This is a genomic window from Tepidanaerobacter syntrophicus (assembly GCF_001485475.2).
Lineage (GTDB): Bacteria > Bacillota > Thermosediminibacteria > Thermosediminibacterales > Tepidanaerobacteraceae > Tepidanaerobacter > Tepidanaerobacter syntrophicus.
The window spans coordinates 309,722-336,425 of the sequence record NZ_DF977000.1 but is presented as its reverse complement, the minus strand read 5'-3'; the positions used below and the strand labels follow the sequence as shown (position 1 = coordinate 336,425).

Here is a 26,704-nt window from a genome sequence, read left to right as displayed (position 1 = left end):
ATGTACTAAGAGCGCAGATATAGAAATATTTTAGGGGATGATAAGGTGAGTGCAACAATACGTGATGTGGCTAAACTGGCAGGAGTATCTGTATCAACCGTTTCGAGAGTTATAAACAATGCTTCTAATGTTAATGATAAAACAAGGCAAAATGTTATGGATGCCATAAAAAAACTTAATTTCAAACCCAATAGAATTGCTCAAAGTTTGGGCAGCGGTTCATTCAATGCCATCGGAGTTGTCTCTACACGTTCTTTGCAGCAAGCTTTTCATAATCCATACTTTAGCTTGATGATACAGGCAATTGGCGAAGTGTCTGAAGAAAAAAATTACGATATTATTCTTAACAATGCGCTTAATGAAGAAAAAGAAATAGAAAAATGCTTATCAATGATTGAAAGTAAGATTGTTCAAGGGCTTATACTTCTTAGCTCAAGAATGAACGACAGGCTAATAGAAAAGCTATATCAGTCTAACATACCTTTTGTAGTAGTGGGCCGAGTTGTTGACGAAAGACTTGCAAATGAGGTTTACTCCGTTGATACAGATAATCTTAATGATTGCAAAGAAGCGGTCAGTTATCTTATAAAATTAGGCCATAAAAGAATAGGGTGTATACACGCTCCTCTAAAATATGTAGTAAGTGTGGACAGGCTTGAAGGATATATAGCCGCTCACAAAGAATCAGGACTCCCTGTTGACTATTCTATTATTGAAAATGGTCAATACACAATAAATGATGCATATCAAGCCGCGATTAATATATTAAAAAGCCCTACTCCTCCCACTGCTATCTTTGCTACAGATGATATTAAAGCAATTGGCGCCTATAAAGCCATCAAAGAATTGAACTTAAAAATCCCTGATGATATTTCTTTAGTGGGTCATAATAATTATGAATACTCTACAATAATGAGTCCTGAACTCACCACTATAGATGTTCCTATAGAACAATTGGGAAAGGTTTCAGCAAAAGTGTTATTCAATTTAATCGAGGGGAGAAAAACCCAGCAGCGGACTCTACTTAAAACAAAGTTTATTATACGCCAATCATGTAAGGCGATAAACGAAAATAGCTTGGAGCCTGTTTAAGGTATAAATATATAATTTTTAAGTTTTGGCATTTAGGCAGTGCAGGGTGATGGTTATTATTTCGGGGCGGTTAAAGACTCGAAGTTTTAGGGTGCTGTTGCCTAATCCCCTGCTTACTATCATCTTTGAGTCGCCAAGTTCAAATTCGCCTGCATCGTATTTTGGGAAAAATGTGGCATCAGGAGAAAGCAGTCCGCCTAAAAGCGGCAGCCTTACAATTCCTCCGTGAACATGACCCGATAAAACAAGATCCGCGCCCCACTGGCTGTATATCTGAAAATACGCCGGATTATGGGTAAGCAGTATATTGTATTTTTCTCTTTCACACCTGCCTAATTTTTTTTCAATGCTGGGTACATCTATGGATTTTTCTCCATTATAGTTAGAAGAGTATCTTCCCCTGTAAAGCAGCAGCGAAGTCTCAAGACCATAAAGATTTATTGAAGCATCATCCTTTTTTAGGCTGACTTTTTCATTTTCTAATACAATAACGCCTAGTTCCTTTAAGCTGTCTATGTAAGATTTAAACCATTCGGAACCTACTTCTTGCGCTTTAAATTCCGTTATTTGTTCGTGATTTCCTTTTATGTAATATACATCATAGTTTTTCACAAGTTCTCTTGCTAAATCATAGAATACTTCCCCTCTATCATCGCCGGAACTTAGCATGTCCCCTGTTGCTACAATAATATCAGGATTTTGAGCCTTAATTTTTTGTATAAGAAGCTCATTGTTTTTTCCAAATTCCTTGCTATGCAAGTCAGAAAGTTGAACTATCCTGAAACCTTCAAATTCCTTGGGGATTTTAGGCGATACAATCGTGTAGTCGCTTACTTGCAGCCAGTTTGCTTCTACATATAGAAATACAAAAATGCCAATAATTATGCACGAAACAATTCCAATACGCAGTTTACTATTTTTGCTTGTAATCTTCATTTTCCTCTCCTGCTGTCAGAATAATAAATATATATTGTAGTTTTGTTGGTTTTTTGCTTACTTGAATAAAAATTTTCGATTCCATGTTTTCCATTTCACCTGCGAAAGATCCGCCTTTTTCGCTTTTAACTGAAAATGCGATAATTACGCTATAAGCTTTTTCTTCTATCTGTAAAATATCCAAGATGCTAGAGATACTGATAATATCGGCATCTAGGGCAGAAACTGCCCAATTAAAGCCTGCAAATAGCACATAAGACCTAGTTATCGGGCAAGTTCAGCGAAACGGGAAGCCATCCACTTCTATAAGTATAGGTAGTTCATATATCGATATCTAAAAGTATCGGACAGTGATCGCTTCCCATAACGTCTGAATGAATCTCTACATCTCGAATTTTATCTTTTAATCTTTCGGATACTATAAAATAGTCAATTCTCCAACCGATATTCTTTTCTCGAGCCTTGAACATATAAGACCACCAGGTATAAGCATCTTTTCTGTCAGGATAAAGATATCGAAATGCATCTATAAAGCCGGAGCTTAGCAGCTCTGTCATCTTCTGCCGTTCTTCATCAGTAAAGCCTGCATTTTTTCTGTTGCTTTTAGGGTTTTTTAAATCTATTTCCTGATGAGCCACGTTTTTATCCCCGCAGCAGATCACCGGTTTTGTACCATCTAACTTTATGAGGTATTCTCTAAAGTCGTCTTCCCATTTCATCCTGTAATCCAGGCGGGTCAGGCCTCTTTGAGAATTAGGCACATACACATTTACAAAGTAGAAATTTTCAAATTCGAGGGTTATAACCCTGCCCTCCCCGTCGTGTTCCTCTATGTCTATTCCATATGAAACGGAAATGGGCTTTATTTTTGTAAAAACCGCTGTGCCTGAGTATCCCTTTCGCTTTGCATAATTCCAGTATTGCTCATAACCTTCCAGTTCAAGCTCTACTTGCCCTTCTTGCAACTTTGTTTCCTGTATTGCAAATATATCTGCATCTACTTTTTTAAAATAATCTAAAAATCCTTTGTCAAGACATGCTCTAAGACCATTTACGTTCCATGAAACTATCCTCAATTAACAAAACCTCCTGTTATTTTATATGATAAACATATTTTTCGCACAAGTTGCCTTGTTACATTATATCGTACAACGCAAAAGCTGCAATTGTAATATGCAAATACAGCACTGAAATACAAATTTACCTTCCGAATTAAAGACATCAGTCTCGGAAGGTAAATTTAAATTTTGCAGGCTGTAGCAAATAACTCAAGGTTACATGCCGCATACTTTGCTATATTAAATTGTGCCGCTTTATTAAACTTTAGAGATTTGCAGCCTTATCTTCTTTCAAATGTCTTAGCATATCTTCGCTAAGTTCAGAAAGAGGTATGGTATAGTCCACATATCCGCCGTTCATAACTACCAGGCAGGGATCGCCTTCAACGCCCAGTCTTTTAGCCATACTTTTGCCTTTATACACATCGATTTTGCTGAGTTTGATTCCCGGATTTTCTTTAGCAAATCCCTCCACAATAGCTAACTTCTCTCTGCTCACTGCATCAGTAGGGTCATAGCACATAACAAGCTGCATACCTGTGTATTCTTTGAATTCCCTCTGAAAAACATTGGTTTCTTCAATATATCTTTCAGCCATATAGCCTGCAACAGCTCCATCTCCTACAGCCGTTGAGACTTGACGCAGTGCCTTTTCCCGCACATCTCCTACAGCATAGACCCCGGGGATATTTGTCTGCATGTTTTCATCGGTGATTATATAACCTCTGTCGCTAATATCTACCATTCCGCGGAAAATCTCGGTATTCGGCAGGTAGCCGATGAATAAGAAACAGCCATCCACTTTAACCGGAATTTTTTCTCCGGTTTTTACGTTTTTCAGCATTACCTTTTCCAGATGTTCTTCACCTACAAATTCATCTACTACGGTATTCCAGATGAAATGCAGCTTCTCGTTTTTCATAGCCTGTTCCTGCGCTACTTTGTTGGCATCCATGATTCCTTCATCATGAATTACTGAGATATATATTTTTTTGGCAAACCTTGAAAGAAAAATTGCTTCTTCAATAGCTGCATCCCCACTGCCTACTACAAGAACTTCTTTGTCGGTGTAGTAAGCCGCATCGCAAGTTGCACAAAATGATATGCCGCGACCGAATAAAAACTTCTCCTCTCCCTTTGCGCCAGTAAGCCTGGGTTTACCGCCTGTTGCAATGACCACAGCTTTTGCATGGTAATCGGTGCGAAGGGTTTTTACTATCTTGGTATCGCCGTTTAAGTCCACCTGCCGCACATCGGCAAGTTTTGTCTTAACATTAAACTTCTTCATTTGACGTTCAAAAAGTTTCATAAGTTCTTCCCCGTTTGTGCCTTCAGGAAAGCCCGGATAGTTTTCTATTTCGTTAGTATAAGTTGCAAGACCGCCCATAAGCGTCTTTTCGATAAGCAGGGTGGAAAGCCTGGCTCGTCCAGCATATATCGCTGCCGTCATGCCTGCTGCTCCGCCTCCGATGACTATGACATCATAATTTTCAACTTTTTTGTCCGGCATTTTTAAAAGCCTCCCATTTTAAATGAAATACTTTACCAGAAGTTTTGAGCCAAAGAAAGCTCCAATAAACATGGCAAACATAAACACCCAGCCATGCAGCGACATAGAAGCCATTCCGCTAAAAAGGGCTCCTATGTTGCAGCCATATGACAGCCTTGCGCCAACTCCCATCATAATACCGCCTAATGCTGCCGCCACTATTTGCTTAGAGTTTTTAATTTTCTTGACTCTAAACTGGGAAGCCAGTAAGGTTGCAAGCATAGCGCCAAAGATAATCCCCAGATTTTGCATAGTTCCGCCATCTCTCATAAAGCCTGCGGCAAGAGCTTTAGATGCCGATTCTGACTGATAAAAAACCCAGTTTTCCGGATGACCTCCCAGGGCTTTGAGAATCCATGCTGCCCAATGAGAAAAAGTCGTAGTTACTCCCAAGCCTGATTTAAATATAATAACTGTCACTATATTCAAAAGCCCCAGAAGTATGGCTCCCATCCAATATGGAAAGGGGTCTTTTAGCAATGCTTTTTTCAGTTTGGCCGCTTCTTCCTGATATCTGTTCATCAAAAGCCGCCCCCTTTACTTATTTTTCTCAATATAAATATCGTAGCGCCCTTCTTCAATCTCTTCTAATTCTACAGGATATCCTTCTTTTCTTGCCCATTCCGGCACGTTTTTCATAGCGCAGCTGTGATCTATCTGCACAATTAGAATATCGCCAACATTGAGCTCCTTTAACTTATTTTGAGTTTTTATAAGGGGTACGGGACAAGCCTCTCCTAAACAATCAAGATATACTTCTGCCATTTATATCCTCTCCTTTTTATACTTTTAAAAATTTTATACTTCTCTATAATCCCACCAAAAAGCCAGCCAATATAATCCAAAAAGTACCAATATCTGCCCGAAGAAAGCTAAGGGCCAACCGAGCACATCAGGAAGAAATACTGCAGGCGAAGAGCGCACTATGTTATCTTTTACCCAACCGAAGATATATGCTCCAAATCCTGAGCCGATAACAAAAAACACCAGTGCCACCATATTCATCACATATGCTTCGCCTACCCTCATCAAAGTCCCTGACGCACAACCGCCGGCGATAACCGCCCCTATCCCAAAGATAATTCCTCCGAGTAGAGTATGGATTCCCACAGGGCTTATGTTGCCGGGAACAGCCTCTCCTGCGCTTACTGCCGCAAATTGCACCGCTGAAAATCCTATCATGGCTACCAGGATTGCTATGATAACCGCTCTTAGAAGTGATGTACTGCCTGTTAAAAAGGGATCCCTCATAGCTGCGGTAAAGCAAAACCTGGAGCGCTGCAGAATAAACCCGAAAGCAATTCCAATCATCCAGCGAAGAGCTACGGAAGTTGCTACAGTAGATAAATACCAGCCAAAAACAATTATTAGTGCAAGTAGTGCGATGCCGTAACCTATCTGGTTCTTCTTTTTAGCAGCAGGTTTTGATTTTATCCTGGATTTCAGTGAAACTTCTGATTGTGCCACAAAAACACCTCCTATAAAGATTGTACTTGTGATTTCCTTCACTATCTTTATTATACTTAGCTTAGGAATAGTTGTAAAATTAGCTAATTTTATGTTATTATAAGTATAGCTTATATCAAAAAGGTGGTTTACTATGAATATCGATTTTTTAAAGGCATTTGCTGCTATAGCTAAAACCGGTTCCCTTACCCAGGCTGCCGAGGAACTTTTTATCACTCAGCCGGCTCTTTCTCAACAAATAAAGCAATTGGAAAATTATTTCTCGATACAGCTGTTGAAGCGAAGCAATCGTGGCACAAGTTTAACCGACGCAGGTAGGCTGCTTTACGATTATTCCGTCAGGATAACAGACCTTTTTAGCGAGCTGGAATCCAAGATGGACAGCCTGCGTGCCTCGGTAGAAGGCAGTCTTACTATCGGAGCCACTTCGGTTGTCGGCGGTTATGCGGTGCCGTGCAGTATATTTATATTCAAAGAGAAATACCCTGAAACAAATTTAAAATTAAAAGTGGGAAATCAAACACAGGTTATCAGTGACTTAAAAGATGAAATAGTTGATGTGGCAGTTATTGAGGGCGATCGGGTTTCAGGTCCTTTTGCTATTGAAGAAATAGCCACTGATGATATGACAGTTATAGTGCCGAATAAAGAGCCCTGGAATGGCAAAAAATATTTGCTGCCGGAGGACTTTGTAAAACAACCCCTCATTATGAGGGAGCACGGCTCCGGCACTCGGCAAGTTGTTGAAAATTGCTTGAGCTCGGCAGGAATTGATATTTCCTCTCTTAACATTGTCATGGAACTTAGCAGCGTAGACTCCATCAAGGCCGCTGTAGAAGCAGGTCACGGCATATCAATAATGTCAAAACTTGCCCTTAAAAAAGAACTGCACAATAAAACTCTTAAGGCCGTTGATATCAAGGGCATAACTTTAAAGCAAAAAATTTACCTTGCCTATAAAACAGAAAAAGCCCAGAGCATTGTAGCACGGGCATTTATAAAGTTTTTACACCTTCCCAGCCGCGGATTTTGTTAATTTTGTAAGATTTATAATCTTATCACAACACGCCATATACCATTATCAATTTCTTGGGATGTAGCTCGGATTTTTTTCTTTTTCATATCATTTATTATGTTTACGGCTGCACAGCTGTGGTCTGTTTCAAGTATGATAACATCCCCTTGCTGAGCTTGTTCTAGTTTTTCCTGCACCATCATATTAGGCACCGGACACATAAAACCCATTGCGTCAATGTAATGTTCTGTCAACTTTCTCCACCTTTTTTTAGTCTTTATATGACTACGTTTTAAGATATTAAGATAAATTCAAAGCCTTCATATCCTATCTAACTCCAGAATATTGTTCCGTATGTAATATAATTATATACGGAAATAAACCACTTGGGCAAGCCAAGTGGTTTTACAAAAATAAATGGTTGTAATTTAGTATTTATAAAGAGGAGCTATTTTCTATAGGCTTTTTTAAAATCGAAAGCAATAATCCTGTAACTACTGTGCCTATAGCTATAGAAAGAATGTAAAAGAATAGATTTGTTACAACATTTGGTATAAAAAGCACCCAAATACCGCCATGGGGCACGGCTAGTGCGCAACCAAAAAGCATAGAAAGGGCTCCCGCTACTGCTGAACCTGCCATTATAGACGGAATCACTCTAAAGGGATCTGCTGCCGCAAATGGAATTGCCCCTTCTGTTATAAACGAAAGTCCTAAGACCCAGCCTGCTTTTCCTGCTTCTATTTCGGCGGCAGTAAACTTGTTTTTAGCAATAATCGTTGCAAGGGCTATGCCCAGTGGCGGCACCATGCCGGCAGCCATGACCGCAGCCATTATCGGTGTTGGTTGTCCCGCGGCTATTGTAGCAGTGCCAAAGGCATATGCCGCTTTGTTTATAGGACCCCCCATGTCAAAAGCCATCATGCAGCCCAGCACTATACCTAAGAGCACTGCGCTAGATCCTTGTAAGTTATTAAGCCATGCTGACATTGCATCATTTATAGATTTTACAGGCCCGCCTAATACCAGCACCATCACAAGACCCATAATCAATGTTGAAAGCACAGGCAGCACCAAAACCGGCATCAATCCCTGCATAGATTTTGGCAGCTTAATATATTTCTTTAAAAATGCCACAGTGTAACCTGCTATAAGCCCTGCAAGAAGCGCGCCTATAAATCCTGCACCTAATTTATCCGCAAGAGCACCGCCTACAAATCCAGGGACCAAACCCGGTCTATCACTTATGGAATAAGCAATATAACCTGCAAGCACCGGGACCATTAGCGAAAAAGCTAATTTCCCTGTTGAGAAGATAATCTCGCCGAGGCTTCCTACGTTTTCATAAACATATATGCCTCCAAAGGCAAATCCCAAGGCTATTAATATTCCGCCTGCCACTACAAAGGGTATCATATATGATACGCCTGTCATTAAATGCTTATAAAGACCTTTTTGAGATTCCTTTTCTTTACTTTTTGGCTGGACAGTTTCTTTTACCGCACTCACCTTCGGCTTAGCGGATAGGGCTTTATTTATAAGGGCCTTTGGATTTTTTATCGCCTCGCTTACAGAAGCTTCTATTACCGGAAGCCCTGTAAATCTAGATTTGTCAACATTAGTATCAGCGGCAATGATAACCGCATCTGCCTGCCTTAAATCTTCTTCTGTTATAACGTTTTCTGCGCCTACAGAACCTTGGGTCTCCACCTTTATCTCATGACCAAGCTCTTTAGCTGCCATTTGAAGCGCTTCAGCAGCCATATAGGTATGAGCTATGCCCGTAGGGCATGACGTAACAGCTACAATTTTCATATATAAGTCCTCCTCTTTTATATTTTATTAGTTCCAAAAGGCCTTATGCTATCCTAATAAAGCAAGTCAGCAGCGGCCTTGCCTCATATTTAGTAAAATTACCAAAACCTAGATATTTGTCTTAGAATTTGATATTAGAATGCTTCTATAAAATCCTCGAAGCTTTGAGCCTTATAGAGTTTTTCCCTTACTTCCTCATGCATCAGCCTCCTTGATATCTCGCTTAAAGCCTTAAGATGCACATCGTCAGATTCCTCAGGAACAGCTATAAGAAAGAACAAATGAGCCGGCTCGCCGTCCATGGAATTGAAATCGATACCCTTTGTGCTTTTACCAAAAACTATTGAAGCTTCTTTAACTGCGGCGCTTTTGCCATGAGGAATGGCAATTCCCATTCCTATACCTGTTGAAAACTCTTCTTCTCTCTTTAATACCGCTTTTTTAAATTCTTCTTTATCTGTTATCTTTCCGTCTTTGTATAAAATATCTATAAGTTCATCTATAACCTCTTCTTTGGTAGTTGCCTTTAAATCAAAACTTGTTCTTTCTTTTGAAAACATGTCTCTGATTTCCATTTAATAATTTTCCCCCTTAATGAAAACATTATCCACTAAATCTTTAACTTGCTCTAAAGTGCATGCTTCTGTGCCTTCCAACATTACAGTTGCTGCTCCGCAGGCATTTGCAAATTTTAACGTATATTCATCGCTAAAATCATTTATTAAACTATAAGCAAGAGCTGCTACCATAGAATCCCCTGCTCCTACCGTGCTTTTTACCGGCACTTTCAATCCGTCGCACTTGTATACTCCATTTTCCGTCACATATATTGCGCCCCGCTCCCCTAAGGAAACAAGAACCTTTTTTATCCCATATCCTACCAGTTTTTTTCCGGCTTTTATTATGGCATCATCTGAGCCATCATCTAGATTCATGAGTTTTGTAAGTTCGTGTATATTGGGCTTTATAATATCCGGTTTTGCTTTGACCCCTTCTTTAAGCAGCTCCTCTTCCGCATCAAGTATTGTTGTAGCTCCTTTTTCCTTGGCTATTTTAATAAGTTTCCCGTAAATATCGCAAGGCACCGATGGACTTACTCCCCCTGATAAAATTACTATATCGCCGTTCTTGCATGAATTTTCAAAAGTATACATGAATTTTTCAAGCTCTGATTTTTTTATCTCGGGACCTGCTTCATTTATATCTGTAAACGTGCCCTTTATGGCATCTACTACTTTTGTGTTAGTCCTTGTATCCTCGTCTATATGGGTAAAATTCGAGGAGATATTCCGGCGTTTTAACTCTTGCAAAAAATAACCTTCCCAAATTCCGCCCAAGAAGCCGAGACATAAAGAGTCTATATTGAAATTTTTCAGAACTTTTGAGACGTTAATTCCCTTGCCGCCGATGTCATATCTTGCCCCGACTACCCTGTTTACTGTTCCTATGGTAAAATTGTCCACATTAAGCGTTCTATCTAGTGCCGGATTTAGAGTTACTGTAATCACCATCTGCATTTGGTCACCCTTTCGCTTGAATTACTCATTTTTTATGATGATTTTGCCTCCCGCATCTTCAAATTCCTTTATCACTTCTTCATCTAAATCTCCACTGGTTATAATGGCGGTTACTTCTCTGATACTACTTATCACTGAAAAACAGACCTGGTTAAACTTGGAAGCATCTGCTACTATATATACCTTGTCAGCCACCTCCATCATGGCCCTTTTGGTTTGAGCTTCGATAAAATTTGGCGTTGTAATACCTTCTTTTACGGAAATTCCATTTGCTCCTATGAAGGCTTTGTCCACTCTAAAATTACGTATAGTGCTTTCTGCTATATGTCCTACCATGGCCCGAGTCTTTTTTCTTAGCGATCCCCCTGTAATCACAAGTTCCACATCGTCTCTTTCAGAAAGCTCAGAAGCTATGTCAATAGAATTTGTTATAACTGTTATGTCCTTTGCTTCAAGGCACCTTGCTATCTCTAGAGTAGTAGTGCCCGAATCCAAGATTATGGTATCATTATCTTCTATTAAAGAAGCTGCAGTTTTTGCAATAATTGATTTTTCTCTTTGGCTTTTGTCTTCCTTTTCCTTGAAAGTAGGTTCAAATATCATTTTTTTAATTCCAACTGCTCCCCCATGGGTTCTTTTTAAAAGCTGTTTTTCTTCCATCTCCTGCAGGTCTCTTCTTATAGTAGACTCGGATACATCAAACATCTTTGCAAGTTCCTTAACTTTTATACTGCTGTTTTTTTCAAGGAGTTCCAGGATTTTTTGCTGTCTTTCTTCTGCAAACACGAAAATCACTCTCGCTTTTCGCTATATAATTAATCATTTACTATCTTTATGCTTATTTGCTCTCGTTTGATTAAATTATACACCGATTCTAAATTTAAATCAATAGTTTTTTGCTCATTTCTAAATAATTTTGCTTAATTTTTATATTAACTACGCATAAATTAACATATTCTATTCTAAACTCAGGCAGATTCAATCATTTAAAAATAATTCTGAGAAATAAAGAAAAGCCGACGCTGTAAGCGCCGGCATAGCTGATAAGGCTAATGCCTTAATTTTTGGCAAAAGTTTTAGGGCTTGGAGCCTTAACCACAAAAAATTCTAATACTTCTTCATGATTGTTGCGTGCATTCATTTTTGTCTTATATGGAATTGCTATGATGCTTCCTGCAGGATAGGTGTGCTCATCCTGTGTGCCCAGCTGCAGTGAAATTTCGCCTCTTACTACAATCATGTACACATTTGAATTTGTATAGTGCTCGGGAAGCGCATCCCCTTTCGGAAGTATCATATGATTTATGTCTACATTATCGTCAGATACGACTCTTTCAATGGTTTTTGCATCCGAAAAGGTAAATTCATATCTTTTTTCTATCATAAAAAATCCCCCGTATAATATATTTGGTTTTTCAAAGTAGAAGATCTGTAAACCTCTATCTTTTTTATATTTCATCCTTGTTCTAAATTCAATCCTCGATAATATCCCCTTCTGTGCTTATAGTAACTACATTCCAAGGGATCATCTTGCCGCTTGCGATAAGCGCTTCTCTTACAGCGTTTGCGATGCCATTACAGCAGGGAACTTCCATTTTCAGCACTGTTACGCTTTTTATGTTGTTAAATTTTAGAATATCTGTAAGCTTATCTGTATAATCGACATTATCAAGCTTTGGACAGCCTATCAGCGTAACTCTGTTTCTCATAAAGTCATTGTGGATAGAGGCGTAGGCATATGCGGTGCAGTCGGCGGCTATAAGCAAATGAGCGTTGGCAAGAAACGGCGCATTTGCCGGAACAAGCTTTAGCTGGCAGGGCCATTGGGCAAGCCGTGATTGTTCTTTTACAGCAGCATACCCAATTTTTTGATTATCTTCCTTATTTAGTGTTTTTACTCTGCTGCCAGGACATCCGCAGGGCAGTTTGTTTTCTGAGGCATCTTGTGTGTTTTTGGCATTTTTTGCCATCATATTTTTCTTTACTGCTTCCTCATTATATGGTGCAGCTTCCATCTCCCTTATGGTAATTGCTCCTGTAGGACATTTAGGAAGGCAGTCGCCTAATCCGTCGCAGTAAGTTTCTGATACAAGTTTTGCCTTTCCGTCTATAAGCTGTAGCGCTCCTTCATGACAGGCACTCGCGCAAAGACCGCAGCCATTGCATTTTTCCTCATCTATGGTAACAATTTTTCTTTTCATTATGCTCACCTTCTTTTAATTACATGTTGTATGTTTAACTATATAGTAGTAAAATATAGACAATATTTCGGTAGCTATGGCTACAAAAAGTGGGTGATTTATATTTTTGATGTAAAAGCAAGCGTTTTGCCTGAAACTCTTTTGTTTGAAGGAATAAAAAAAGATGAATTGTCTCTCATGATGGGCTGTCTTGAGCCGAGGATATGCGATTACAAAAAGGATGAGCTTATCGCTATGGCAGGAGATGCTTTTGAGTCGGTGGGGGTGTTGTTGAAGGGCAAGGCAGCCGTAGTAAGAGAAAATTCTGCCGGCGATCGGCTGGTTATTGCGATACTGCAGCCCGGGGATATGTTTGGAGAGATGGTGATATTTTCAAAAAATCCGGTCTGGCCTTCCACAGTTATAGCTTCGGAAGACTGCGCTGTATTTTTTCTTTCAGGTAAAAAGATAACAGGTCAGTGCGATAAGGTGTGCCCATGGCACAAAACCCTAATACTTAATATGCTCAAGATTGTATCCGAACGGGCTTTGGCGTTAAATAAGAAGGTTGAATATCTGACAATTAAAAGTATGAGGGGTAAAATTAGCGCTTTCTTACTGGACCAATATAAAAAAACGGGTAAAACTACATTTGTTTTACCCATGAATCGAAACGACATGGCAGATTTTTTAAATGTATCTCGACCGTCCATGTCCCGGGAAATGAGCCGCATGAAAGATGAAGGGATTATCGATTATCACCGCTCAACAATCAAAATAAAGGATGTCAAGGCTTTAAGACGGTATGTGGAATAAAGTTATTTTTTATGTTCCTCTAAAAATTTTTTTGCATTATCTATCATGACAGTCACGCTTTCTCGGGATGGACCGCCATAAACCTTTCTATTTTGTATACAAGTCTTTAAATCTATTGCGCCTTTGATATCTTCATCGAATAAGTCAGAAAACTGCTTATACTCCTCAATGGAAATAGTAGATAAATCTTTGCCGTTTTCAATGCAGTATACCACCAAACGCCCTATAATTTCATGAGCTTGCCTAAAGGGCATCCCTTTTTTTACAAGATAATCGGCAGCGTCTGTGGCATTTGTAAAACCGCCATAAGCTGCTTTTAACATTACATCTTTATGAAAAGTCGCGGTAGAAAGCATGGCTGAAAATATGGAAATTGAATCTGTAAGAGTGTCAGCTGCATCAAAGATAGCTTCTTTGTCTTCCTGCATATCTTTATTATATGCTAATGGTAGGCCTTTCATAACTGTAAAAAGCCTTATAAGATCACCATAAAGCCTGCCGGTTTTGCCGCGGATAAGCTCTGCAACATCAGGGTTTTTCTTTTGTGGCATAATGCTGCTTCCGGTGCAAAACGCGTCATCTAATTCTATAAAATTAAACTCTGCGGAGGACCAAATCACAAGTTCCTCGCAAAAACGGCTTAGATGCATACCTATCAAGGCGGCACAGTTTAAAAATTCTATTTCAAAATCCCTGTCTGATACTGCATCCATACTATTTTCTGAAACCGATGAAAATCCGAGTTTTTCTGCAACAAAATGCCTGTCTATAGGATAGGTACTGGTAGCCAAAGCTCCTGAGCCTAAGGGCATAATATCAACTCTTTTATAACAATCGCCCAGCCGCTCATAATCTCGCTTAAACATCTGAAAATATGCCATCAAATAATGGCCAAGAGTCACCGGCTGTGCCCTTTGCAGATGGGTATATCCGGGCATTATGGTATCTATGTGAATAAATGCCACATCAGTAATTGTCTCCATTAGAGAAATTAGTAACTGCTGTATTTGACTTATAGCATCTTTTAAATACATTCTGATATCAAGAGCCACTTGGTCGTTGCGGCTGCGAGCCGTATGCAAGCGTTGCCCTGCTGTTCCTATACGGCAGGTCAACTGCTGCTCTATAAAGGTATGGATGTCCTCTGCATCTTCAGATATTTTAAGCTTTCCGCTTTCTATATCATCTAATATAGATTTAAGCCCTTCGATTATGCTTTTTGCATCCTCCCGGCTTATTATGCCGCATTTTGCAAGCATGGCAGCATGTGCTATGCTGCCATTTATGTCGTATTTGTAAAGGCGCTTGTCAAAAGATATGGATGAATTAAAGCGTTCCATAGCCTTATCTGCCTCTTTGGTAAATCTTCCGCCCCAAAGCTTCATGACTTCTTATTCCTTTCCATCATAAGGGCTCTAACCTTAAGCGGCAAGCCGAAAAGGTTTATAAAACCTTCCGCATCTTTTTGGTTGTACACATACTCTTCGCCAAATGTGGCAAGATCCACATCATATAGTGAATAATCTGATTTAATACCGGCAGGGGTGCAATTTCCTTTATAAAGCTTCATGCGCACTGTACCGGTTACGGTTTCTTGAGTGCTGTCTACAAAAGCCGACAGTGCTTCTCTAAGAGGTGTATACCAGCAGCCATCATATACCAGTTCTGCGAACTTTTGGGCTACGTGTTCCTTGAAGTGCGACGTCTGGCGGTCAAGGGTAATCGACTCCAATTCTTTATGTGCAAGGTAAAGTATAGTTCCCCCCGGTGTCTCATATATGCCCCGAGATTTAATGCCAACCAACCGGTTTTCTACCATATCTACAATTCCTATGCCATTTTTGGCGCCGATTTCGTTCAGCTCCTCTATCAGTTCTACCGGCTCATAACTTTTGCCGTTTATCGTCTTAGGCACACCTTTTTCAAAGCCTATTTCCACATATGTAGGAACATCCGGAGCCTTAGCAGGTGGTGTCACTATAAGGCAGACATCGTCCTTTGATTCGTTTGCCGGATCTTCCAAGTCTCCGCCTTCATGGCTTAGATGCCATAAGTTGCGATCCATGCTGTAAGGATGTTCCTTAGTTACCGGTATGGGTATCCCCCGCTTTTGGGCATATTCGATTTCTTCTTCTCGTGATTTTATATCCCACATCCTCCAAGGTGCGATTATTTTCAAATGAGGGTTTAATGCTTTAATCGTAAGCTCAAATCGAACTTGGTCATTTCCTTTGCCGGTGGCGCCGTGGGCTATAGCTTCTGCTCCCTCCGCTTCTGCTACTTCTACAAGCCGTTTGGCTATAACAGGACGTGCCATAGATGTTCCTAAAAGATACTTGCCTTCATATATAGCGCCTGCTTTCAGTGTTGGAAATATAAAATCTTCTACGAATTCTTTCTTTGCATCTTCTATGTAAATCTTGCTTGCACCTGTCTTTATCGCTTTTTCTTTAAGAGGATCCAGTTCCTCCCCTTGTCCCACATCAACAGCTACAGCTATTACATCATAATCAAAATTTTCCTTAAGCCATGGAATTATTACTGATGTATCCAGCCCCCCTGAATAAGCTAATACTACTTTTTTACTACTCATATTTTTACCTCCGTATCCGTATTATTTGATAATTATACACTATATTGCATATTTATGCAATAACTATCTTTAAAATTTACTATATGTCTGCTTATTTTTTCACAGCCATACATCTCTTTAGATTTATATTATAAGTTTTGTAAAATAAACTATGATATCTACAGCCGGTAAAAATATGAGTTGTCCTAAAAGCGTCCCGCCTATCTTGCCGCATACAAGCAGCGTCACCAGAGAAGTGGCATCTTTTGCCGGTCGCTTCCCCTGAAGGGTTTGATCTGTTATTAGGGCAGCTGTCGGATCTACAACAACCGCATACAGCACTGTAGCCACACCGTTTATAATGCCGGAAAGCTGACTTGCCGTCAGGCGGTAAGCAGGTATTACCACGCCTGCGTATACTGATGCCAATATACCTACCGTGTAAATTGAAGTTATGAGGGTGTGATACACTACAAGACTTATAGGAATGCCTGAATAGCGAACTTGTTTGAGATATCTTGTGCTGGGAGGTGCTATGCTTTTCTTGACTTTTTTTAGCGCATTTATAGAAAAGGTATGCATGAGGAGATTAGGAACTGAGCCAACTATTTCCAACCGATTTATGGCATATGTAAATATATTAATAAATGTAGGTATAAACATAGCGCCGACGATACTTCCAATAGTGGCCGACAGTATTATTAGCCGAAAATCGCCTAATATATCCTGCCTGCCAAACTTGATGGCAGAATCTACTATGCTTCCTACAAGAGGAGCTTGAATCATATTTGATGTTCTTGAAACAAGAACTATAATGTTAAAAAGAGACAGCGCCACAGCAAGCTTTTTTGTGCGGATACCGGCTATGCGTGTTGAGTAAGATAGGGTATCAACACTGTGGATTATCATGGTAAGTATGCAAATCACTGCTATTTTTTCAAACTCTTCCACAAGCTCAGCCCCTCATATAAGATTTTTTCAGTGCGCAAAATATTCGAGATCAATAACTGCCGCCTACCTATTGTTATTTATGATACGGTTCACCGTGTATTATTTTAAACCATCGATAAATTTGCTCAATCAATATTAGCCTCATCAGTTGATGTGGAAAGGTAAGTTTTGAAAACGAAAGGGAAAGGTCTGCTCGGGCTTTAACTTCCGGGGAAAGGCCTAAAGAGCCGCCAATGATAAATGTAACATGTGACCTGCCGTCTATCATAAGATCACTGAGCTTTTTAGCCATTTCTTCGGAGGAAAGCGGCTGTCCCTCAATGCACAATGTAATTATATATGAAGAAGGATTTAATTTTTGGAGAATATCCCTTCCTTCACGCTCTAATACCTGAACTTTCTCCTTTTCGCTTAAGGTCTCAGGTGCCTTTTGCTCTATGGCTTCGATAATGCGCAATTTGCAGTAAGGCAAAAGTCTTTTTTTATATTCATTTATGCCGTCTAGCAGGTATTTTTCTTTTATCTTGCCTACGCAAATAATATCTATGTTCATGAAAGCATTTCCTTTTAATTAAAATTAATATATTAAAATCCTAGCCAAAGCTGACAAATATAAGCCACTGCTATTCCTCCTATTGCAACTTTTATCATTTCTTGATCATGATAAGCTAAAAATAACGCAAAAGCGCCGCCCAGCGCTGATGCCACTATATTCCCCGTAGAAAAAAGGATTGCCGGAAATGTCATAGCTCCTAAAACAGCATAGGGCATATAATACAGAAAAGATTTAAGAAACCTTGATTTTAGTTTTCCTTTTATGAGAGCAATAGGCGCAACCCTTATTAAATAAGTTACGACAGCCATGACAATAAGTGCAAGATATGGATCAGTTTTAGTCACATTCATCATCCTCTCTTGGGAACGCGATGGCTCCAATGCTAGAGGCAACAACTGTAGCAATTATAATAACCCACCCCGCAGACAGGGAGCTTATAAGAGGCGCCCAGGTAAATAGTGAACTGATAAATATTGCTATTAAAGCTACTGCAAGAGCTGCTATAGATTTTTTTGCGGCAGGAACTACTATTGCAATAAACATGCAGTAAAGGGCTATACCCATAGAGTTTTGAAGCATTTGAGGCAATAGCGAAGATGCTAAAGCACCCATTATTGTCCCTATTGTCCAACCGATATAGGGAAGCGTAACAAGGCCTGACATATAAGACGAAGTTACCTCCCCCGGCTGCACGGCAGATACTGCAAAAACCTCATCTGTTATTCCGAAAGCAAGTATGTATTTCTTAAATGCCGGTATTTTATTTGAAAGCTTCTGTGAAAGAGAGATAGACATGAGCATATAGCGCAGATTTACTATAAGTGTTGTTAAAGCTATTTCAACAAGAGAAGCCCCTTCTATAATCAAATTCATCCCTGCAAATTGTCCTGCCGATGTTAAGTTAGTCATTGAAATTAAAATTGCAGCTAGTGCCGGTATGCCGCCTTTTACCGCCATGAGACCGAAGGTAAACGAAACTGGTATATAACCTAGGGCAATCGGAATCCCATGCATCAATCCTTTGTAAAATTCTTCTTTTGTATGTATCTTCAATTAGCGCAACCTTCCTCTTTTCTTTCTAGGATTTATAGAAATGTATCCTTTAGTGTGAATTAAACTTCTCCACCTTATATTTATTTGAAAGCAGGAGATTCTCGGCTTCATTAGCTTCTTAGCTGCCAGTCTCCGTTTGATGATTATTATATATATTAATACAGCAAATTTAATTGCCTTATGCTTCTTAATTTATGCATTACTGAAGTCGATATGCCTGTTATATTCTATCAAAACAAAGCTTGTTTTTCTACTAATTAAGCTTTTCTTTTTTATACTTTTATATTATTTAATTTCATAAATCAAGCCTTACAGGCAAGGAAAGTTCGCCCGCAAGGCTTGATATTCGTGTATCTTGAAAGCATCTATTCTTATTTATTTACTTGAAAGCTTTCGAAATATGTGCTATGCCGATTAAATTGACAATACCACTGATAGTTAATGTAATGCCGATGATTCTCGTGAGAATGACGCTACCCGCGAAAGGATTAAAGACCAGTAAAACTCCAAGCACGCCTGTCAAGATAGCAAAACAAAGATGCACCCACCATCTGTCATAACTTATTCTTTTTAGATTAATTGATAATTGCAGACGCAGTATACTGTCAATTATTATCACTATCCCTATCATTAGAGGAAATGCAGAAACAACTGCTTTAGGAGCAATTAGCATAAAGATACCAAGCAAAATAAAAAATAGCCCAAAGACAAGATCTAATCCAAATATATTTTCTTCTGTAGGTTTGCGCAAGAAATTTGCAAGCTGGATTATTCCCGGGACTAGTATTATAATACCAAAGAGCCGGCATATAGCTATTAGGGAAAATTCAGGTTTTGCAATTAGTATTATTCCTAAAACAATAAATAGAATAGATATGATCATAATAGATCTTTCTGATTTTTTCATATAATTCATATAATCGCCTCCATTTTTTGGGTTTGTTTCTATATATAATATTAACATATTTATTTTACTATTACCATAATTTTAATTCAGTCAGTCAGAACACATGGGGACGGTTCTTTTGTGTTGTCTGACAACACAAAAGAACCGTCCCCATGTGTTCAGTGGTCTCGAACCGTCTCTATGTGTTCTCCTATCATGATTCGCCATGCTGCTGTCACAACTTTTTCTCAAACTTAGGTAAAATACCCTTGACAAACTTTATCAAGTAATGTAAACTAATAAAAAATAAACAAAACTGAATAAAACATCTTATCCAGAGTAGCTGAGGGACGGGCCCTATGACGCTCGACAACCGGCATTTTCCATTAGAATGCATCGGTGTCAATTCCTGCAGGATAGTGATAATCCTGAGAGATAAGATTAACAGCCTGTTTTATTTGTTGTGTGCGCAAAGCAACGAGCTGCTTTTCTTATCGAAAAGCAGCTTTTATTTTGCAAAATTTTTTACTCCAGGGAGGCATTTTTATAATGGAAGTCAAAAAATCTTTCGAAGAAATCAACGAAAAAATCAAAAACGGAACCGCAGTTGTTGTCACAGCCGAGGAAATCATTGATATAGTTAAGGAGAAGGGCGTAGATGAAGCTACAAAATATGTAGACGTTGTAACCACTGCTACCTTTGGCCCGATGTGCTCCTCCGGTGCGTTTTTAAATTTCGGCCACAGCGACCCTCCCATCCGAATGACCAAGGTGCTGCTGAACAATGTGCCTGCCCATGCCGGCCTTGCAGCAGTTGATGCATATTTAGGCGCCACCGAAACTTCAACAGACAGAGGTATAGAATATGGCGGTGCTCATGTAATATGTGATTTAATATCAGGAAAGAAAATACATTTGCAGGCCACATCGCCGGGAACGGATTGCTATCCGAGGAAAGAAATTGATACTTATATAACAAAGGATTCAGTAAATGAGGCTTATCTTTTTAACCCGAGGAATTGCTATCAAAACTACAATGCAGCTACTAATACTTCATCACGAACTTTGTATACCTATATGGGAGTTCTGCAGCCCAATATGGCAAATATAAACTACTCTACCGCAGGCGAGCTAAGCCCATTGTTAAATGATCCGTATCTTCGGACAATCGGCATAGGAACTAGAATATTTTTAGCAGGTGCCCCAGGTTATGTAGCATGGCAGGGAACTCAATTTTTAACCGAAGTAGAGCGCGAGACAAATGGTGTTCCTATAGGTTCTGCAGCAACTTTAGCAGTTATCGGCAACTTAAAAGAGATGAGTTGTGATTATATTCAGCCCGCGGTATTTGAAAAATACGGTACCTCGATGTTTGTAGGCATAGGAATTCCGATACCTGTGCTTGATAAAGATATGTTGATGAATTTAGCAGTCGAAAATAAGGATATATATACCTATATTGTTGATTACAGCACCGGCCGACGTTCAAGGCCGATACTCGGCAAAGTAAGTTACGCCCAGCTTCGAAGCGGAACAGTTACTTTCGAGGGACGGCAAATACCAACTACGCCGCTTTCAAGTTTAAGCAAGGCTCGGGAAATTGCAGCAGAATTAAAGCGCTGGATACAAATGAAGAAGTTTACGCTGCAGGAACCGATAGAACATTTCGGTAAAGTTGCAAAGCTAAATACTCTTGAAGAAGTAAGGGAAGGAGAGTTTGAAGATGAGTAAAAATGTATATAGGCAAAAAATTTATATAGAATCGAAAAAATGCGTGGAATGCGGTGCATGCACTGCAGTGTGCAGTACAAAAGCGTTATGTTTTGACACCAAAGAATGGAAATTAGAATATGATATAAAGAAATGCAAGGGTTGTATGCTGTGCATAGGTGCTTGCCCTCTGCGCGCTATAAGCAGCGATTCAGAAGACTTGCCATCTGCAGCTGCTGCGGCTTTATAAGTATTTTCGGAGGCAAATATGTATCAAAAACGATTTTACAGAGATTATATGAAGGCAGAAGGTCTTGTAAAATTTAATGTTACTGAATACGAATCGGATTTAGAGATTATTTCTAAATCCGATTTGAAAAATGAGGCGACAATAGAACTTAAAAAATATAGGGGCGAGATTTCAGATTATATAAAGTCTTGCCCTGAATTTTTAACAAGCCTTGTGCCTGTAAACCCGGCAGAGGATGCTCCTGTCATAGTAAAGCATATGTGTCGTGCATCAAGAGCCGCCGGCGTCGGACCTATGGCTGCCGTAGCAGGCGCTATAAGTGAGTATGTAGGAAAGGCTCTTGAAAAATACAGTGATGAAATAATAATTGAAAACGGCGGCGATATATATATTAAGAGTAGCCGCGAAAGGCATGTATTGGTATATGCCGGTAAATCACCTCTCTCAAATAAAATTGCCTTACTTTTTCCACCATCTGAAAATTCGATAGGGGTATGTACTTCTAGCGGGACGGTAGGGCATTCACTAAGTTTTGGCAAAGCCGATGCGGCAGTGGTGGTATCCCACGACACTCTTTTGGCTGATGCTGCTGCAACTGCTGTTGGTAATAGAGTCAAAACCCCTGAGGATATACAGGCCGGAATCGATTTTGCAAGATCTATTCCAGGTGTGGAGGGAGTTTTAATTATTATAAAAGATAAGATGGGGGTATGGGGAAATATTACCCTTACCAGACCATAATTACTATAAGTTAGACGATTAAAATATTAAAAGTAAAGTTTGAATTTTTCGGGGAGCTATCATGAATATCGAATATGAAAATGTGTTCTGCTATCTGGGCTTTGGCGGTATCGAGCCAAACCCGGATACGATAAAATTAGTGGATGAATGCACCCATGAGATACAGGATATTTCAAATCCTAAATATACTTATGAGATTTTTGATATAAAGCGCCAAAATAAGGTGCTTTTTCTCAGAGGTAGCAACATAATATTTAGTGAAGATGATATACTGCATTATTTAAAAGACTCATCAAAAGTAGCACTAATAGCTGCTACGCTCGGTATAGAAATTGACAGAAGGATTTTGCTATACATGAAGACTCAGCCCATAAAGGGCCTTATCCTAGATGCATGCGCTTCAGCCGCTATTGAGTCTTTATTTAGCAAGGCAGATTCAGAAGTTAAATCAATAGCTTTAGCGCAAGATTTGTATGCAACTTTTCGATATGGACCCGGTTACGGAAAATTCCCCCTTCACTTTCAATTTGAGATACTTCAAGCCTTAGATGCATATAGAAAAATCGGCCTTTCTGTTACAGAAAGCTTCCTGCTTTCTCCCCGCAAATCTCTGACAGCAATTATGGGGCTTAGGCAGACTATGCCCCTCAAAGGCGAGAATCGCACAAAATGTATGTCATGTTCTGCTGTAAACTGCCAATATAGAAAGGATGAAAGCCTTCTTGAATAAGAAAATCGACTTCTCAAACTTTGTAATTTTCGATGGTGCAATGGGCACAATGCTTCAAACATATGGCCTTAAAGCAGGAGAGCTTCCGGAAAGCTATAACATTCTTCATCCTGAAATTATTAAAAAGGTCCACAAAGGGTATCTGGATGCCGGCGCAGATGTGATTACAACAAACACATTTGGTGCAAACAGACTAAAACTTGAAAAATACGGATATGATGTAACCGAAATTGTAAGTGCCGGTGTAAATATAGCACTTGAAACTGCCCAAGAAAAGCTCGTAGCTTTAGACATCGGTCCCATTGGACAGCTTATGAAGCCATATGGCTCTTTGTCCTTTGAAGATGCTTATGATCTTTTTAAAGAACAATTAATCATTGGCAGTAAAGCAGGTGCCGATTTAATTTTAATAGAAACAATGTCAGATATTTATGAAATGAAGGCAGCCATACTTGCAGCCAAGGAAAACACAAGCTTGCCTGTAATAGCTACAATGACTTTTCAAAAAGACAGAAGAACTCTTACCGGCACAGATCCTCTGACAATGGTAAATGTTGTCTCGAGTCTTGGCGTTGATGCCTTAGGTATAAATTGTTCTTTAGGCCCCCGCGAAATGCTGCCAATAATCGAAGAGGTCCTTTTATATTCAACACTGCCGGTAATATCTCAGCCTAATGCAGGCATGCCAAAACTCGTAGATGGAAAAACCATATTTAATGTAGGGCCCGAAGAATTTGCGGAATACGCGAAAAAGATAGCTGAAAAAGGCGCTATAATCTTAGGAGGCTGCTGCGGCACAACCTATGACCATATAAAGGCTCTTAGAAACGCAATTTCAGGTTTAAAGCCTGTAAAACGGCATGTTAAGCCAATGACAGCTGTAAGCTCTTTTTCAAAAACGGTAATAATCGGCGATGGAGTAACTGTTATCGGAGAAAAGCTCAATCCCACTGGCAGAAAGCGTCTTCAAACAGCATTGAAAAGCGGTGATATGGAATACGTCCTTCGTCAGGCTTTGCTCCAGCAAGATGCAGGAGCACATATTTTAAATGTAAATGCGGGGCTGCCTGAAATAGATGAAAAAGCTACGATGCTCAATATCGTTCGAGAACTTTCCAGCTCTATCAGTATTCCTCTTCAAATAGACAGTGCAAACAGCGATGTAATTGAAGCTGCTGTAAGAATTTATAATGGTAAACCGATAATTAATTCTGTAAACGGCAAGAAACAAATAATGGATGACATTTTCCCCATAGTTAAAAAATACGGAGCCTGTGTTATAGGCCTAACCTTAGATGAAAATGGCATCCCATCAAGAGCTGAGGATAGATTTAAGATCGCAGAGCGTATAGTAAAAACAGCCGAAGAATATGGTATATCAAAAGAAAATCTGCTTATCGATTGCCTTGTAATCGCAGCCTCTGCTCAGCAAGATGACGTAAAAGAAATCGTAAAGGCTGTAAGGCTTGTAAAGGAATATCTTGGCGTCAAAACCGTCCTAGGTGTAAGCAATGTTTCGTTCGGTCTTCCTAATCGCTCTTTGTTAAACCGCACTTTCCTTGCAATGGCCCTTGAAGCGGGGCTTGATGCGCCAATAATTGATCCTACCGATAAAGAAGTGATGGGGACGGTAAATGCCTTTAATGTGCTGTGGGGGCACGACAAGTATGCAAAATATTACATCAGTGAATATGCCAGTGCAGAAAAGGAGCCTGATGCCCGCAAAGTATTAGCCTCTTCAGATTTAGGCGATATTGAAAGTATTATAATAAACGGCCTTGCAGAAGATGCTCAGTCTAAAGTCAATGAAATGCTAAACTTCTTAACTCCCACTCAAATAATTGATGAATATCTCATCCCTGCTCTAGATAAAGTCGGCCGAAAATATGAGACTGGAGAAATATTTTTGCCCCAGCTTATTCAGTCTGCAGAGACTGCAAAAAGCGCTTTTGAGGCTATAAAAAGCTATATTGTAAAAACAGGCGCGGGAAATACCAGTATCAGCAAAGGTAAAATCATCCTGGCTACAGTGAGAGGGGATATTCACGACATAGGAAAGAATATTGTGAAAATACTTCTTGAAAATTATGGCTTTGATGTGATAGATCTTGGAAAAGATGTGCCTGAAGAAGAAATTATAAGACATATCAAAGCACATAATGTAAGACTTGTAGGTCTGAGTGCTTTGATGACAACCACAGCGCAAAATATGGCTAAAACAATAAAGGCGATAAGAGCAGAGGAACTTGACTGCGGGATAATGGTGGGGGGAGCAGTTCTTAATCCGGAATTTGCAAGAAATATCGGAGCAGACTATTACGGAAAAGACGCGCAAGAAGCCGTAAGAATAGCCCAAGAATTTTTTAGTGCCTAATTATCTACTTTAGTCCATCATAACAAAACTTTTTATTCTTTCATTTTCAATGTTGTTAAAGAACTCTTCTTTTCCAGCTTCTTTAACAATTCGTCCCTCATCCATAAATATTACGCGGTGTGCTACTCTTTTTGCAAAATTCATATCATGAGTTATTATTAAAACACCCATTCCATCGGCTGCCAGTTTTTCGGCAATTAATGCTATGCCTTCTCTAAGCTCCGGATCAAGAGCGGAAGTAGGTTCGTCAAGGCACATTATTTTTGGGTTTAATGCACAGGCACGGGCAATAGCCACTCTTTGTTTTTGCCCTCCGGAAAGCTCAAAGGGATAAGAGTTTGCTTTATCCTCTAAATCAAGCATTTTTAATAATTCTCGTGCCTTGCCCTCAGCCTCTTTTTTAGAAGCGCCAAATACATTTATCGGCGCTTCTATTATATTTTCCAATACAGACATGTGAGGAAAAAGGTTAAAATTTTGAAAAACTAATCCTACTTTTTTTCTTATCTCAAGGATTTGGGCAGGTTTCGCATACACGCTTGTCCCATTTTCATCCTTGCACAGGTACATCCCGTCAACTATTATTGTGCCTCGGTCGCACCGGACAAGATTGTTAATGCAGCCTAAAAGTGTGGTTTTTCCCACACCAGAGCGGCCAATTATCGCAAGTATTTCATTTTGAGCAAGTTGAAAAGTTATATCTTTTAATACAGCTTTGCCTTTAAAGCTTTTATAAAGGCCCTCTACACTAAGAACTGCCATAATTTAATTCCCCTTATCGAAAATATGAATATCTTTTCTCTAACTTTTGAAAAACAAATGTAAGTATAGCTGTCAAAGCTAAATAGAAAAATCCCACCGCAATAAGAGGCACCAGAGAAGCATCCCTGTTCGATGCTATCTTTCCTGCGCGCAAAAGCTCTCCAAGCCCTACTACATATACAAGGGATGTGTCCTTCACAAGTGTTATTACTTCATTTGCAACTGACGGCAAAACAATTTTTATCATTTGGGGAAGTATAATCCTTACAAAAGTTTGCCGCGGGCTAAATCCAAGGACTTTTGCCGCATCATATTGTCCTTTATCAATAGCCTCAATACCACCTCTAAAGATTTCACCGAAATATGCCGCGTAGTTTAGAGCAAATGCCAGGATGGCAGCGGGGAACCTGTCAAAAGTTATGCCGATAATAGGCAGTCCAAAAAATATTACTACTATCTGCAAAAGCAATGGTGTTCCCCGCATAACCCAGATGTAAAGCTCCATCAACAGCACTAAAGGTTTAATCTTAGAAAGTCTTCCCAATGCCACTAAAATCCCTAAAGGAATAGAAAGAATAAGCGTAAAGAAAAATACCTTTAAAGTTACTTCGAGCCCTGAAAGTAAAGCCGGCATAAGTATTAAAATGTATTCAAGCATGATAATTTTCCTTTAC

General features: G+C 39.5%; 31 protein-coding genes and 1 riboswitch. Of the genes, 8 read left to right on the top strand and 23 right to left on the bottom strand.

Annotation, left to right across the window (positions count from 1 at the left end):
* Window positions 1-45 precede the first annotated feature (45 nt).
* On the top strand, window positions 46-1,092 hold the full coding sequence (locus TSYNT_RS04730) for a LacI family DNA-binding transcriptional regulator (protein WP_059032226.1): 1,047 nt from the start codon (window positions 46-48) through the stop codon (window positions 1,090-1,092).
* Between the two features lie 18 nt (window positions 1,093-1,110).
* Here the strand turns inward: TSYNT_RS04730 and TSYNT_RS04725 are convergent, their stop codons facing one another.
* From TSYNT_RS04725 to TSYNT_RS04695, 7 genes are all read right to left on the bottom strand, one after another.
* Window positions 1,111-2,028: a metallophosphoesterase gene (locus TSYNT_RS04725; protein WP_059032224.1), complete on the bottom strand. Its 918-nt coding sequence runs from the start codon at window positions 2,026-2,028 to the stop codon at window positions 1,111-1,113.
* Window positions 2,006-2,281: a hypothetical protein gene (locus tag TSYNT_RS04720; protein WP_059032222.1), complete on the bottom strand. Its 276-nt coding sequence runs from the start codon at window positions 2,279-2,281 to the stop codon at window positions 2,006-2,008. The genes TSYNT_RS04725 and TSYNT_RS04720 overlap by 23 nt, the downstream gene beginning before the upstream one ends.
* A 67-nt stretch (window positions 2,282-2,348) precedes the next feature.
* On the bottom strand, window positions 2,349-3,104 hold the full coding sequence (locus TSYNT_RS04715; RefSeq protein ID WP_059032220.1) for an exodeoxyribonuclease III: 756 nt from the start codon (window positions 3,102-3,104) through the stop codon (window positions 2,349-2,351).
* 247 nt (window positions 3,105-3,351) lie between these two features.
* Window positions 3,352-4,596, bottom strand: a complete 1,245-nt coding sequence (gene trxB, locus TSYNT_RS04710) for a thioredoxin-disulfide reductase (protein WP_059032218.1) — start codon at window positions 4,594-4,596, stop codon at window positions 3,352-3,354.
* 18 nt (window positions 4,597-4,614) lie between these two features.
* Window positions 4,615-5,157: a YeeE/YedE thiosulfate transporter family protein gene (locus TSYNT_RS04705; RefSeq protein ID WP_059032215.1), complete on the bottom strand. Its 543-nt coding sequence runs from the start codon at window positions 5,155-5,157 to the stop codon at window positions 4,615-4,617.
* 15 nt (window positions 5,158-5,172) lie between these two features.
* Window positions 5,173-5,400 (bottom strand): sulfurtransferase TusA family protein, encoded by a 228-nt coding sequence (locus TSYNT_RS04700; RefSeq protein WP_013779586.1) that lies wholly within the window; start codon window positions 5,398-5,400, stop codon window positions 5,173-5,175.
* Between the two features lie 33 nt (window positions 5,401-5,433).
* Window positions 5,434-6,102 carry a YeeE/YedE thiosulfate transporter family protein gene (locus TSYNT_RS04695; protein ID WP_083497650.1) on the bottom strand — a complete coding sequence of 223 codons (669 nt, stop codon included), beginning with the start codon at window positions 6,100-6,102 and terminating at the stop codon, window positions 5,434-5,436.
* A 133-nt stretch (window positions 6,103-6,235) separates the two neighbouring features.
* Between TSYNT_RS04695 and TSYNT_RS04690 the strand changes: the two genes are divergently transcribed.
* Entirely contained in the window at window positions 6,236-7,138 is a 903-nt protein-coding gene (locus TSYNT_RS04690; protein ID WP_059032213.1) for a selenium metabolism-associated LysR family transcriptional regulator, read from the top strand.
* 11 nt (window positions 7,139-7,149) lie between these two features.
* Here the strand turns inward: TSYNT_RS04690 and TSYNT_RS04685 are convergent, their stop codons facing one another.
* The 7 genes from TSYNT_RS04685 to TSYNT_RS04655 form a co-directional block, all read right to left on the bottom strand.
* A complete protein-coding gene (locus TSYNT_RS04685; RefSeq protein WP_059032211.1) occupies window positions 7,150-7,371 on the bottom strand; it encodes a sulfurtransferase TusA family protein in 222 nt (73 codons plus the stop codon).
* A 181-nt stretch (window positions 7,372-7,552) separates the two neighbouring features.
* The gene (locus TSYNT_RS04680) at window positions 7,553-8,932 is read right to left on the bottom strand and encodes a PTS fructose transporter subunit IIC (protein WP_059032209.1); all 1,380 of its coding nucleotides are present in this window, start codon (window positions 8,930-8,932) and stop codon (window positions 7,553-7,555) included.
* A 134-nt stretch (window positions 8,933-9,066) separates the two neighbouring features.
* Complete coding sequence (locus TSYNT_RS04675) at window positions 9,067-9,507, bottom strand: PTS sugar transporter subunit IIA (protein WP_059032207.1); 441 nt, start codon at window positions 9,505-9,507, stop codon at window positions 9,067-9,069.
* On the bottom strand, window positions 9,508-10,449 hold the full coding sequence (gene pfkB, locus TSYNT_RS04670) for a 1-phosphofructokinase (RefSeq protein WP_238142633.1): 942 nt from the start codon (window positions 10,447-10,449) through the stop codon (window positions 9,508-9,510). It lies immediately after the preceding gene.
* 21 nt (window positions 10,450-10,470) lie between these two features.
* A complete protein-coding gene (locus TSYNT_RS04665) occupies window positions 10,471-11,235 on the bottom strand; it encodes a DeoR/GlpR family DNA-binding transcription regulator (protein ID WP_059032205.1) in 765 nt (254 codons plus the stop codon).
* 271 nt (window positions 11,236-11,506) lie between these two features.
* On the bottom strand, window positions 11,507-11,833 hold the full coding sequence (locus tag TSYNT_RS04660; RefSeq protein ID WP_059032341.1) for a cupin domain-containing protein: 327 nt from the start codon (window positions 11,831-11,833) through the stop codon (window positions 11,507-11,509).
* Between the two features lie 88 nt (window positions 11,834-11,921).
* Window positions 11,922-12,650 (bottom strand): ATP-binding protein, encoded by a 729-nt coding sequence (locus TSYNT_RS04655; protein WP_059032203.1) that lies wholly within the window; start codon window positions 12,648-12,650, stop codon window positions 11,922-11,924.
* Window positions 12,651-12,743: 93 nt separating this feature from the next.
* On the opposite strand from TSYNT_RS04655, the gene TSYNT_RS04650 reads away from it, so the two are divergent.
* Window positions 12,744-13,445, top strand: a complete 702-nt coding sequence (locus TSYNT_RS04650) for a Crp/Fnr family transcriptional regulator (RefSeq protein ID WP_059032201.1) — start codon at window positions 12,744-12,746, stop codon at window positions 13,443-13,445.
* Window positions 13,446-13,447: 2 nt separating this feature from the next.
* Here TSYNT_RS04650 and argH read toward each other — a convergent pair whose 3' ends face one another.
* The 7 genes from argH to TSYNT_RS04615 form a co-directional block, all read right to left on the bottom strand.
* Window positions 13,448-14,830, bottom strand: coding sequence for an argininosuccinate lyase (argH, locus tag TSYNT_RS04645; RefSeq protein WP_059032199.1), 1,383 nt, complete (start codon window positions 14,828-14,830; stop codon window positions 13,448-13,450).
* Window positions 14,827-16,038 carry an argininosuccinate synthase gene (locus TSYNT_RS04640; protein WP_059032196.1) on the bottom strand — a complete coding sequence of 404 codons (1,212 nt, stop codon included), beginning with the start codon at window positions 16,036-16,038 and terminating at the stop codon, window positions 14,827-14,829. Before TSYNT_RS04640 ends, argH begins: the two co-directional genes overlap by 4 nt.
* A gap of 123 nt (window positions 16,039-16,161) precedes the next feature.
* The gene (locus tag TSYNT_RS04635) at window positions 16,162-16,968 is read right to left on the bottom strand and encodes a lipid II flippase Amj family protein (protein ID WP_059032195.1); all 807 of its coding nucleotides are present in this window, start codon (window positions 16,966-16,968) and stop codon (window positions 16,162-16,164) included.
* Between the two features lie 73 nt (window positions 16,969-17,041).
* On the bottom strand, window positions 17,042-17,521 hold the full coding sequence (rlmH, locus tag TSYNT_RS04630; RefSeq protein ID WP_059032193.1) for a 23S rRNA (pseudouridine(1915)-N(3))-methyltransferase RlmH: 480 nt from the start codon (window positions 17,519-17,521) through the stop codon (window positions 17,042-17,044).
* 32 nt (window positions 17,522-17,553) lie between these two features.
* Window positions 17,554-17,868, bottom strand: a complete 315-nt coding sequence (locus TSYNT_RS04625; RefSeq protein WP_238142632.1) for an AzlD domain-containing protein — start codon at window positions 17,866-17,868, stop codon at window positions 17,554-17,556.
* Window positions 17,861-18,577, bottom strand: a complete 717-nt coding sequence (locus tag TSYNT_RS04620) for an AzlC family ABC transporter permease (protein ID WP_083497648.1) — start codon at window positions 18,575-18,577, stop codon at window positions 17,861-17,863. The genes TSYNT_RS04625 and TSYNT_RS04620 overlap by 8 nt, the downstream gene beginning before the upstream one ends.
* Before the next feature lie 379 nt (window positions 18,578-18,956).
* Complete coding sequence (locus TSYNT_RS04615) at window positions 18,957-19,493, bottom strand: HdeD family acid-resistance protein (protein WP_059032189.1); 537 nt, start codon at window positions 19,491-19,493, stop codon at window positions 18,957-18,959.
* A 297-nt stretch (window positions 19,494-19,790) separates the two neighbouring features.
* Window positions 19,791-19,905: riboswitch (SAM riboswitch) on the top strand.
* Between the two features lie 107 nt (window positions 19,906-20,012).
* On the opposite strand from TSYNT_RS04615, the gene TSYNT_RS04610 reads away from it, so the two are divergent.
* The 5 genes from TSYNT_RS04610 to TSYNT_RS04590 all read left to right on the top strand — a co-directional run bounded on the left by TSYNT_RS04610 (window position 20,013) and on the right by TSYNT_RS04590 (window position 25,268).
* Window positions 20,013-21,194 (top strand): homocysteine biosynthesis protein, encoded by a 1,182-nt coding sequence (locus TSYNT_RS04610; protein ID WP_059032187.1) that lies wholly within the window; start codon window positions 20,013-20,015, stop codon window positions 21,192-21,194.
* Window positions 21,187-21,423 carry a 4Fe-4S dicluster domain-containing protein gene (locus TSYNT_RS04605; RefSeq protein WP_059032184.1) on the top strand — a complete coding sequence of 79 codons (237 nt, stop codon included), beginning with the start codon at window positions 21,187-21,189 and terminating at the stop codon, window positions 21,421-21,423. The genes TSYNT_RS04610 and TSYNT_RS04605 overlap by 8 nt, the downstream gene beginning before the upstream one ends.
* 18 nt (window positions 21,424-21,441) lie before the next feature.
* Window positions 21,442-22,164 carry a UPF0280 family protein gene (locus TSYNT_RS04600; protein WP_059032182.1) on the top strand — a complete coding sequence of 241 codons (723 nt, stop codon included), beginning with the start codon at window positions 21,442-21,444 and terminating at the stop codon, window positions 22,162-22,164.
* A gap of 61 nt (window positions 22,165-22,225) precedes the next feature.
* Entirely contained in the window at window positions 22,226-22,894 is a 669-nt protein-coding gene (locus tag TSYNT_RS04595; RefSeq protein ID WP_059032181.1) for a vitamin B12 dependent-methionine synthase activation domain-containing protein, read from the top strand.
* Window positions 22,875-25,268: a homocysteine S-methyltransferase family protein gene (locus TSYNT_RS04590; RefSeq protein ID WP_059032178.1), complete on the top strand. Its 2,394-nt coding sequence runs from the start codon at window positions 22,875-22,877 to the stop codon at window positions 25,266-25,268. Before TSYNT_RS04595 ends, TSYNT_RS04590 begins: the two co-directional genes overlap by 20 nt.
* Before the next feature lie 9 nt (window positions 25,269-25,277).
* Here TSYNT_RS04590 and TSYNT_RS04585 read toward each other — a convergent pair whose 3' ends face one another.
* Window positions 25,278-26,030 carry an amino acid ABC transporter ATP-binding protein gene (locus TSYNT_RS04585; protein ID WP_059032176.1) on the bottom strand — a complete coding sequence of 251 codons (753 nt, stop codon included), beginning with the start codon at window positions 26,028-26,030 and terminating at the stop codon, window positions 25,278-25,280.
* 13 nt (window positions 26,031-26,043) lie between these two features.
* Window positions 26,044-26,688, bottom strand: a complete 645-nt coding sequence (locus tag TSYNT_RS04580) for an amino acid ABC transporter permease (RefSeq protein WP_059032174.1) — start codon at window positions 26,686-26,688, stop codon at window positions 26,044-26,046.
* Window positions 26,689-26,704: the final 16 nt, after the last annotated feature.

What these genes read in the sequence shown, in the direction of transcription:
- TSYNT_RS04675 (WP_059032207.1), bottom strand. Translation starts at nt 9,507, where the DNA reads ATGGAAATCAGAGACATGTTTTCAAAAGAAAGAACAAGTTTTGATTTA.
- trxB (WP_059032218.1), bottom strand. Translation starts at nt 4,596, where the DNA reads ATGCCGGACAAAAAAGTTGAAAATTATGATGTCATAGTCATCGGAGGC.
- TSYNT_RS04640 (WP_059032196.1), bottom strand. Translation starts at nt 16,038, where the DNA reads ATGAGTAGTAAAAAAGTAGTATTAGCTTATTCAGGGGGGCTGGATACA.
- TSYNT_RS04700 (WP_013779586.1), bottom strand. Translation starts at nt 5,400, where the DNA reads ATGGCAGAAGTATATCTTGATTGTTTAGGAGAGGCTTGTCCCGTACCC.
- TSYNT_RS04600 (WP_059032182.1), top strand. Translation starts at nt 21,442, where the DNA reads ATGTATCAAAAACGATTTTACAGAGATTATATGAAGGCAGAAGGTCTT.
- TSYNT_RS04655 (WP_059032203.1), bottom strand. Translation starts at nt 12,650, where the DNA reads ATGAAAAGAAAAATTGTTACCATAGATGAGGAAAAATGCAATGGCTGC.
- TSYNT_RS04615 (WP_059032189.1), bottom strand. Translation starts at nt 19,493, where the DNA reads ATGAATTATATGAAAAAATCAGAAAGATCTATTATGATCATATCTATT.
- TSYNT_RS04585 (WP_059032176.1), bottom strand. Translation starts at nt 26,030, where the DNA reads ATGGCAGTTCTTAGTGTAGAGGGCCTTTATAAAAGCTTTAAAGGCAAA.
- TSYNT_RS04590 (WP_059032178.1), top strand. Translation starts at nt 22,875, where the DNA reads ATGAAAGCCTTCTTGAATAAGAAAATCGACTTCTCAAACTTTGTAATT.
- pfkB (WP_238142633.1), bottom strand. Translation starts at nt 10,449, where the DNA reads ATGCAGATGGTGATTACAGTAACTCTAAATCCGGCACTAGATAGAACG.
- TSYNT_RS04595 (WP_059032181.1), top strand. Translation starts at nt 22,226, where the DNA reads ATGAATATCGAATATGAAAATGTGTTCTGCTATCTGGGCTTTGGCGGT.
- TSYNT_RS04660 (WP_059032341.1), bottom strand. Translation starts at nt 11,833, where the DNA reads ATGATAGAAAAAAGATATGAATTTACCTTTTCGGATGCAAAAACCATT.
- TSYNT_RS04725 (WP_059032224.1), bottom strand. Translation starts at nt 2,028, where the DNA reads ATGAAGATTACAAGCAAAAATAGTAAACTGCGTATTGGAATTGTTTCG.
- argH (WP_059032199.1), bottom strand. Translation starts at nt 14,830, where the DNA reads ATGAAGCTTTGGGGCGGAAGATTTACCAAAGAGGCAGATAAGGCTATG.
- TSYNT_RS04610 (WP_059032187.1), top strand. Translation starts at nt 20,013, where the DNA reads ATGGAAGTCAAAAAATCTTTCGAAGAAATCAACGAAAAAATCAAAAAC.
- TSYNT_RS04605 (WP_059032184.1), top strand. Translation starts at nt 21,187, where the DNA reads ATGAGTAAAAATGTATATAGGCAAAAAATTTATATAGAATCGAAAAAA.
- TSYNT_RS04580 (WP_059032174.1), bottom strand. Translation starts at nt 26,688, where the DNA reads ATGCTTGAATACATTTTAATACTTATGCCGGCTTTACTTTCAGGGCTC.
- TSYNT_RS04690 (WP_059032213.1), top strand. Translation starts at nt 6,236, where the DNA reads ATGAATATCGATTTTTTAAAGGCATTTGCTGCTATAGCTAAAACCGGT.
- TSYNT_RS04705 (WP_059032215.1), bottom strand. Translation starts at nt 5,157, where the DNA reads ATGAACAGATATCAGGAAGAAGCGGCCAAACTGAAAAAAGCATTGCTA.
- TSYNT_RS04680 (WP_059032209.1), bottom strand. Translation starts at nt 8,932, where the DNA reads ATGAAAATTGTAGCTGTTACGTCATGCCCTACGGGCATAGCTCATACC.
- rlmH (WP_059032193.1), bottom strand. Translation starts at nt 17,521, where the DNA reads ATGAACATAGATATTATTTGCGTAGGCAAGATAAAAGAAAAATACCTG.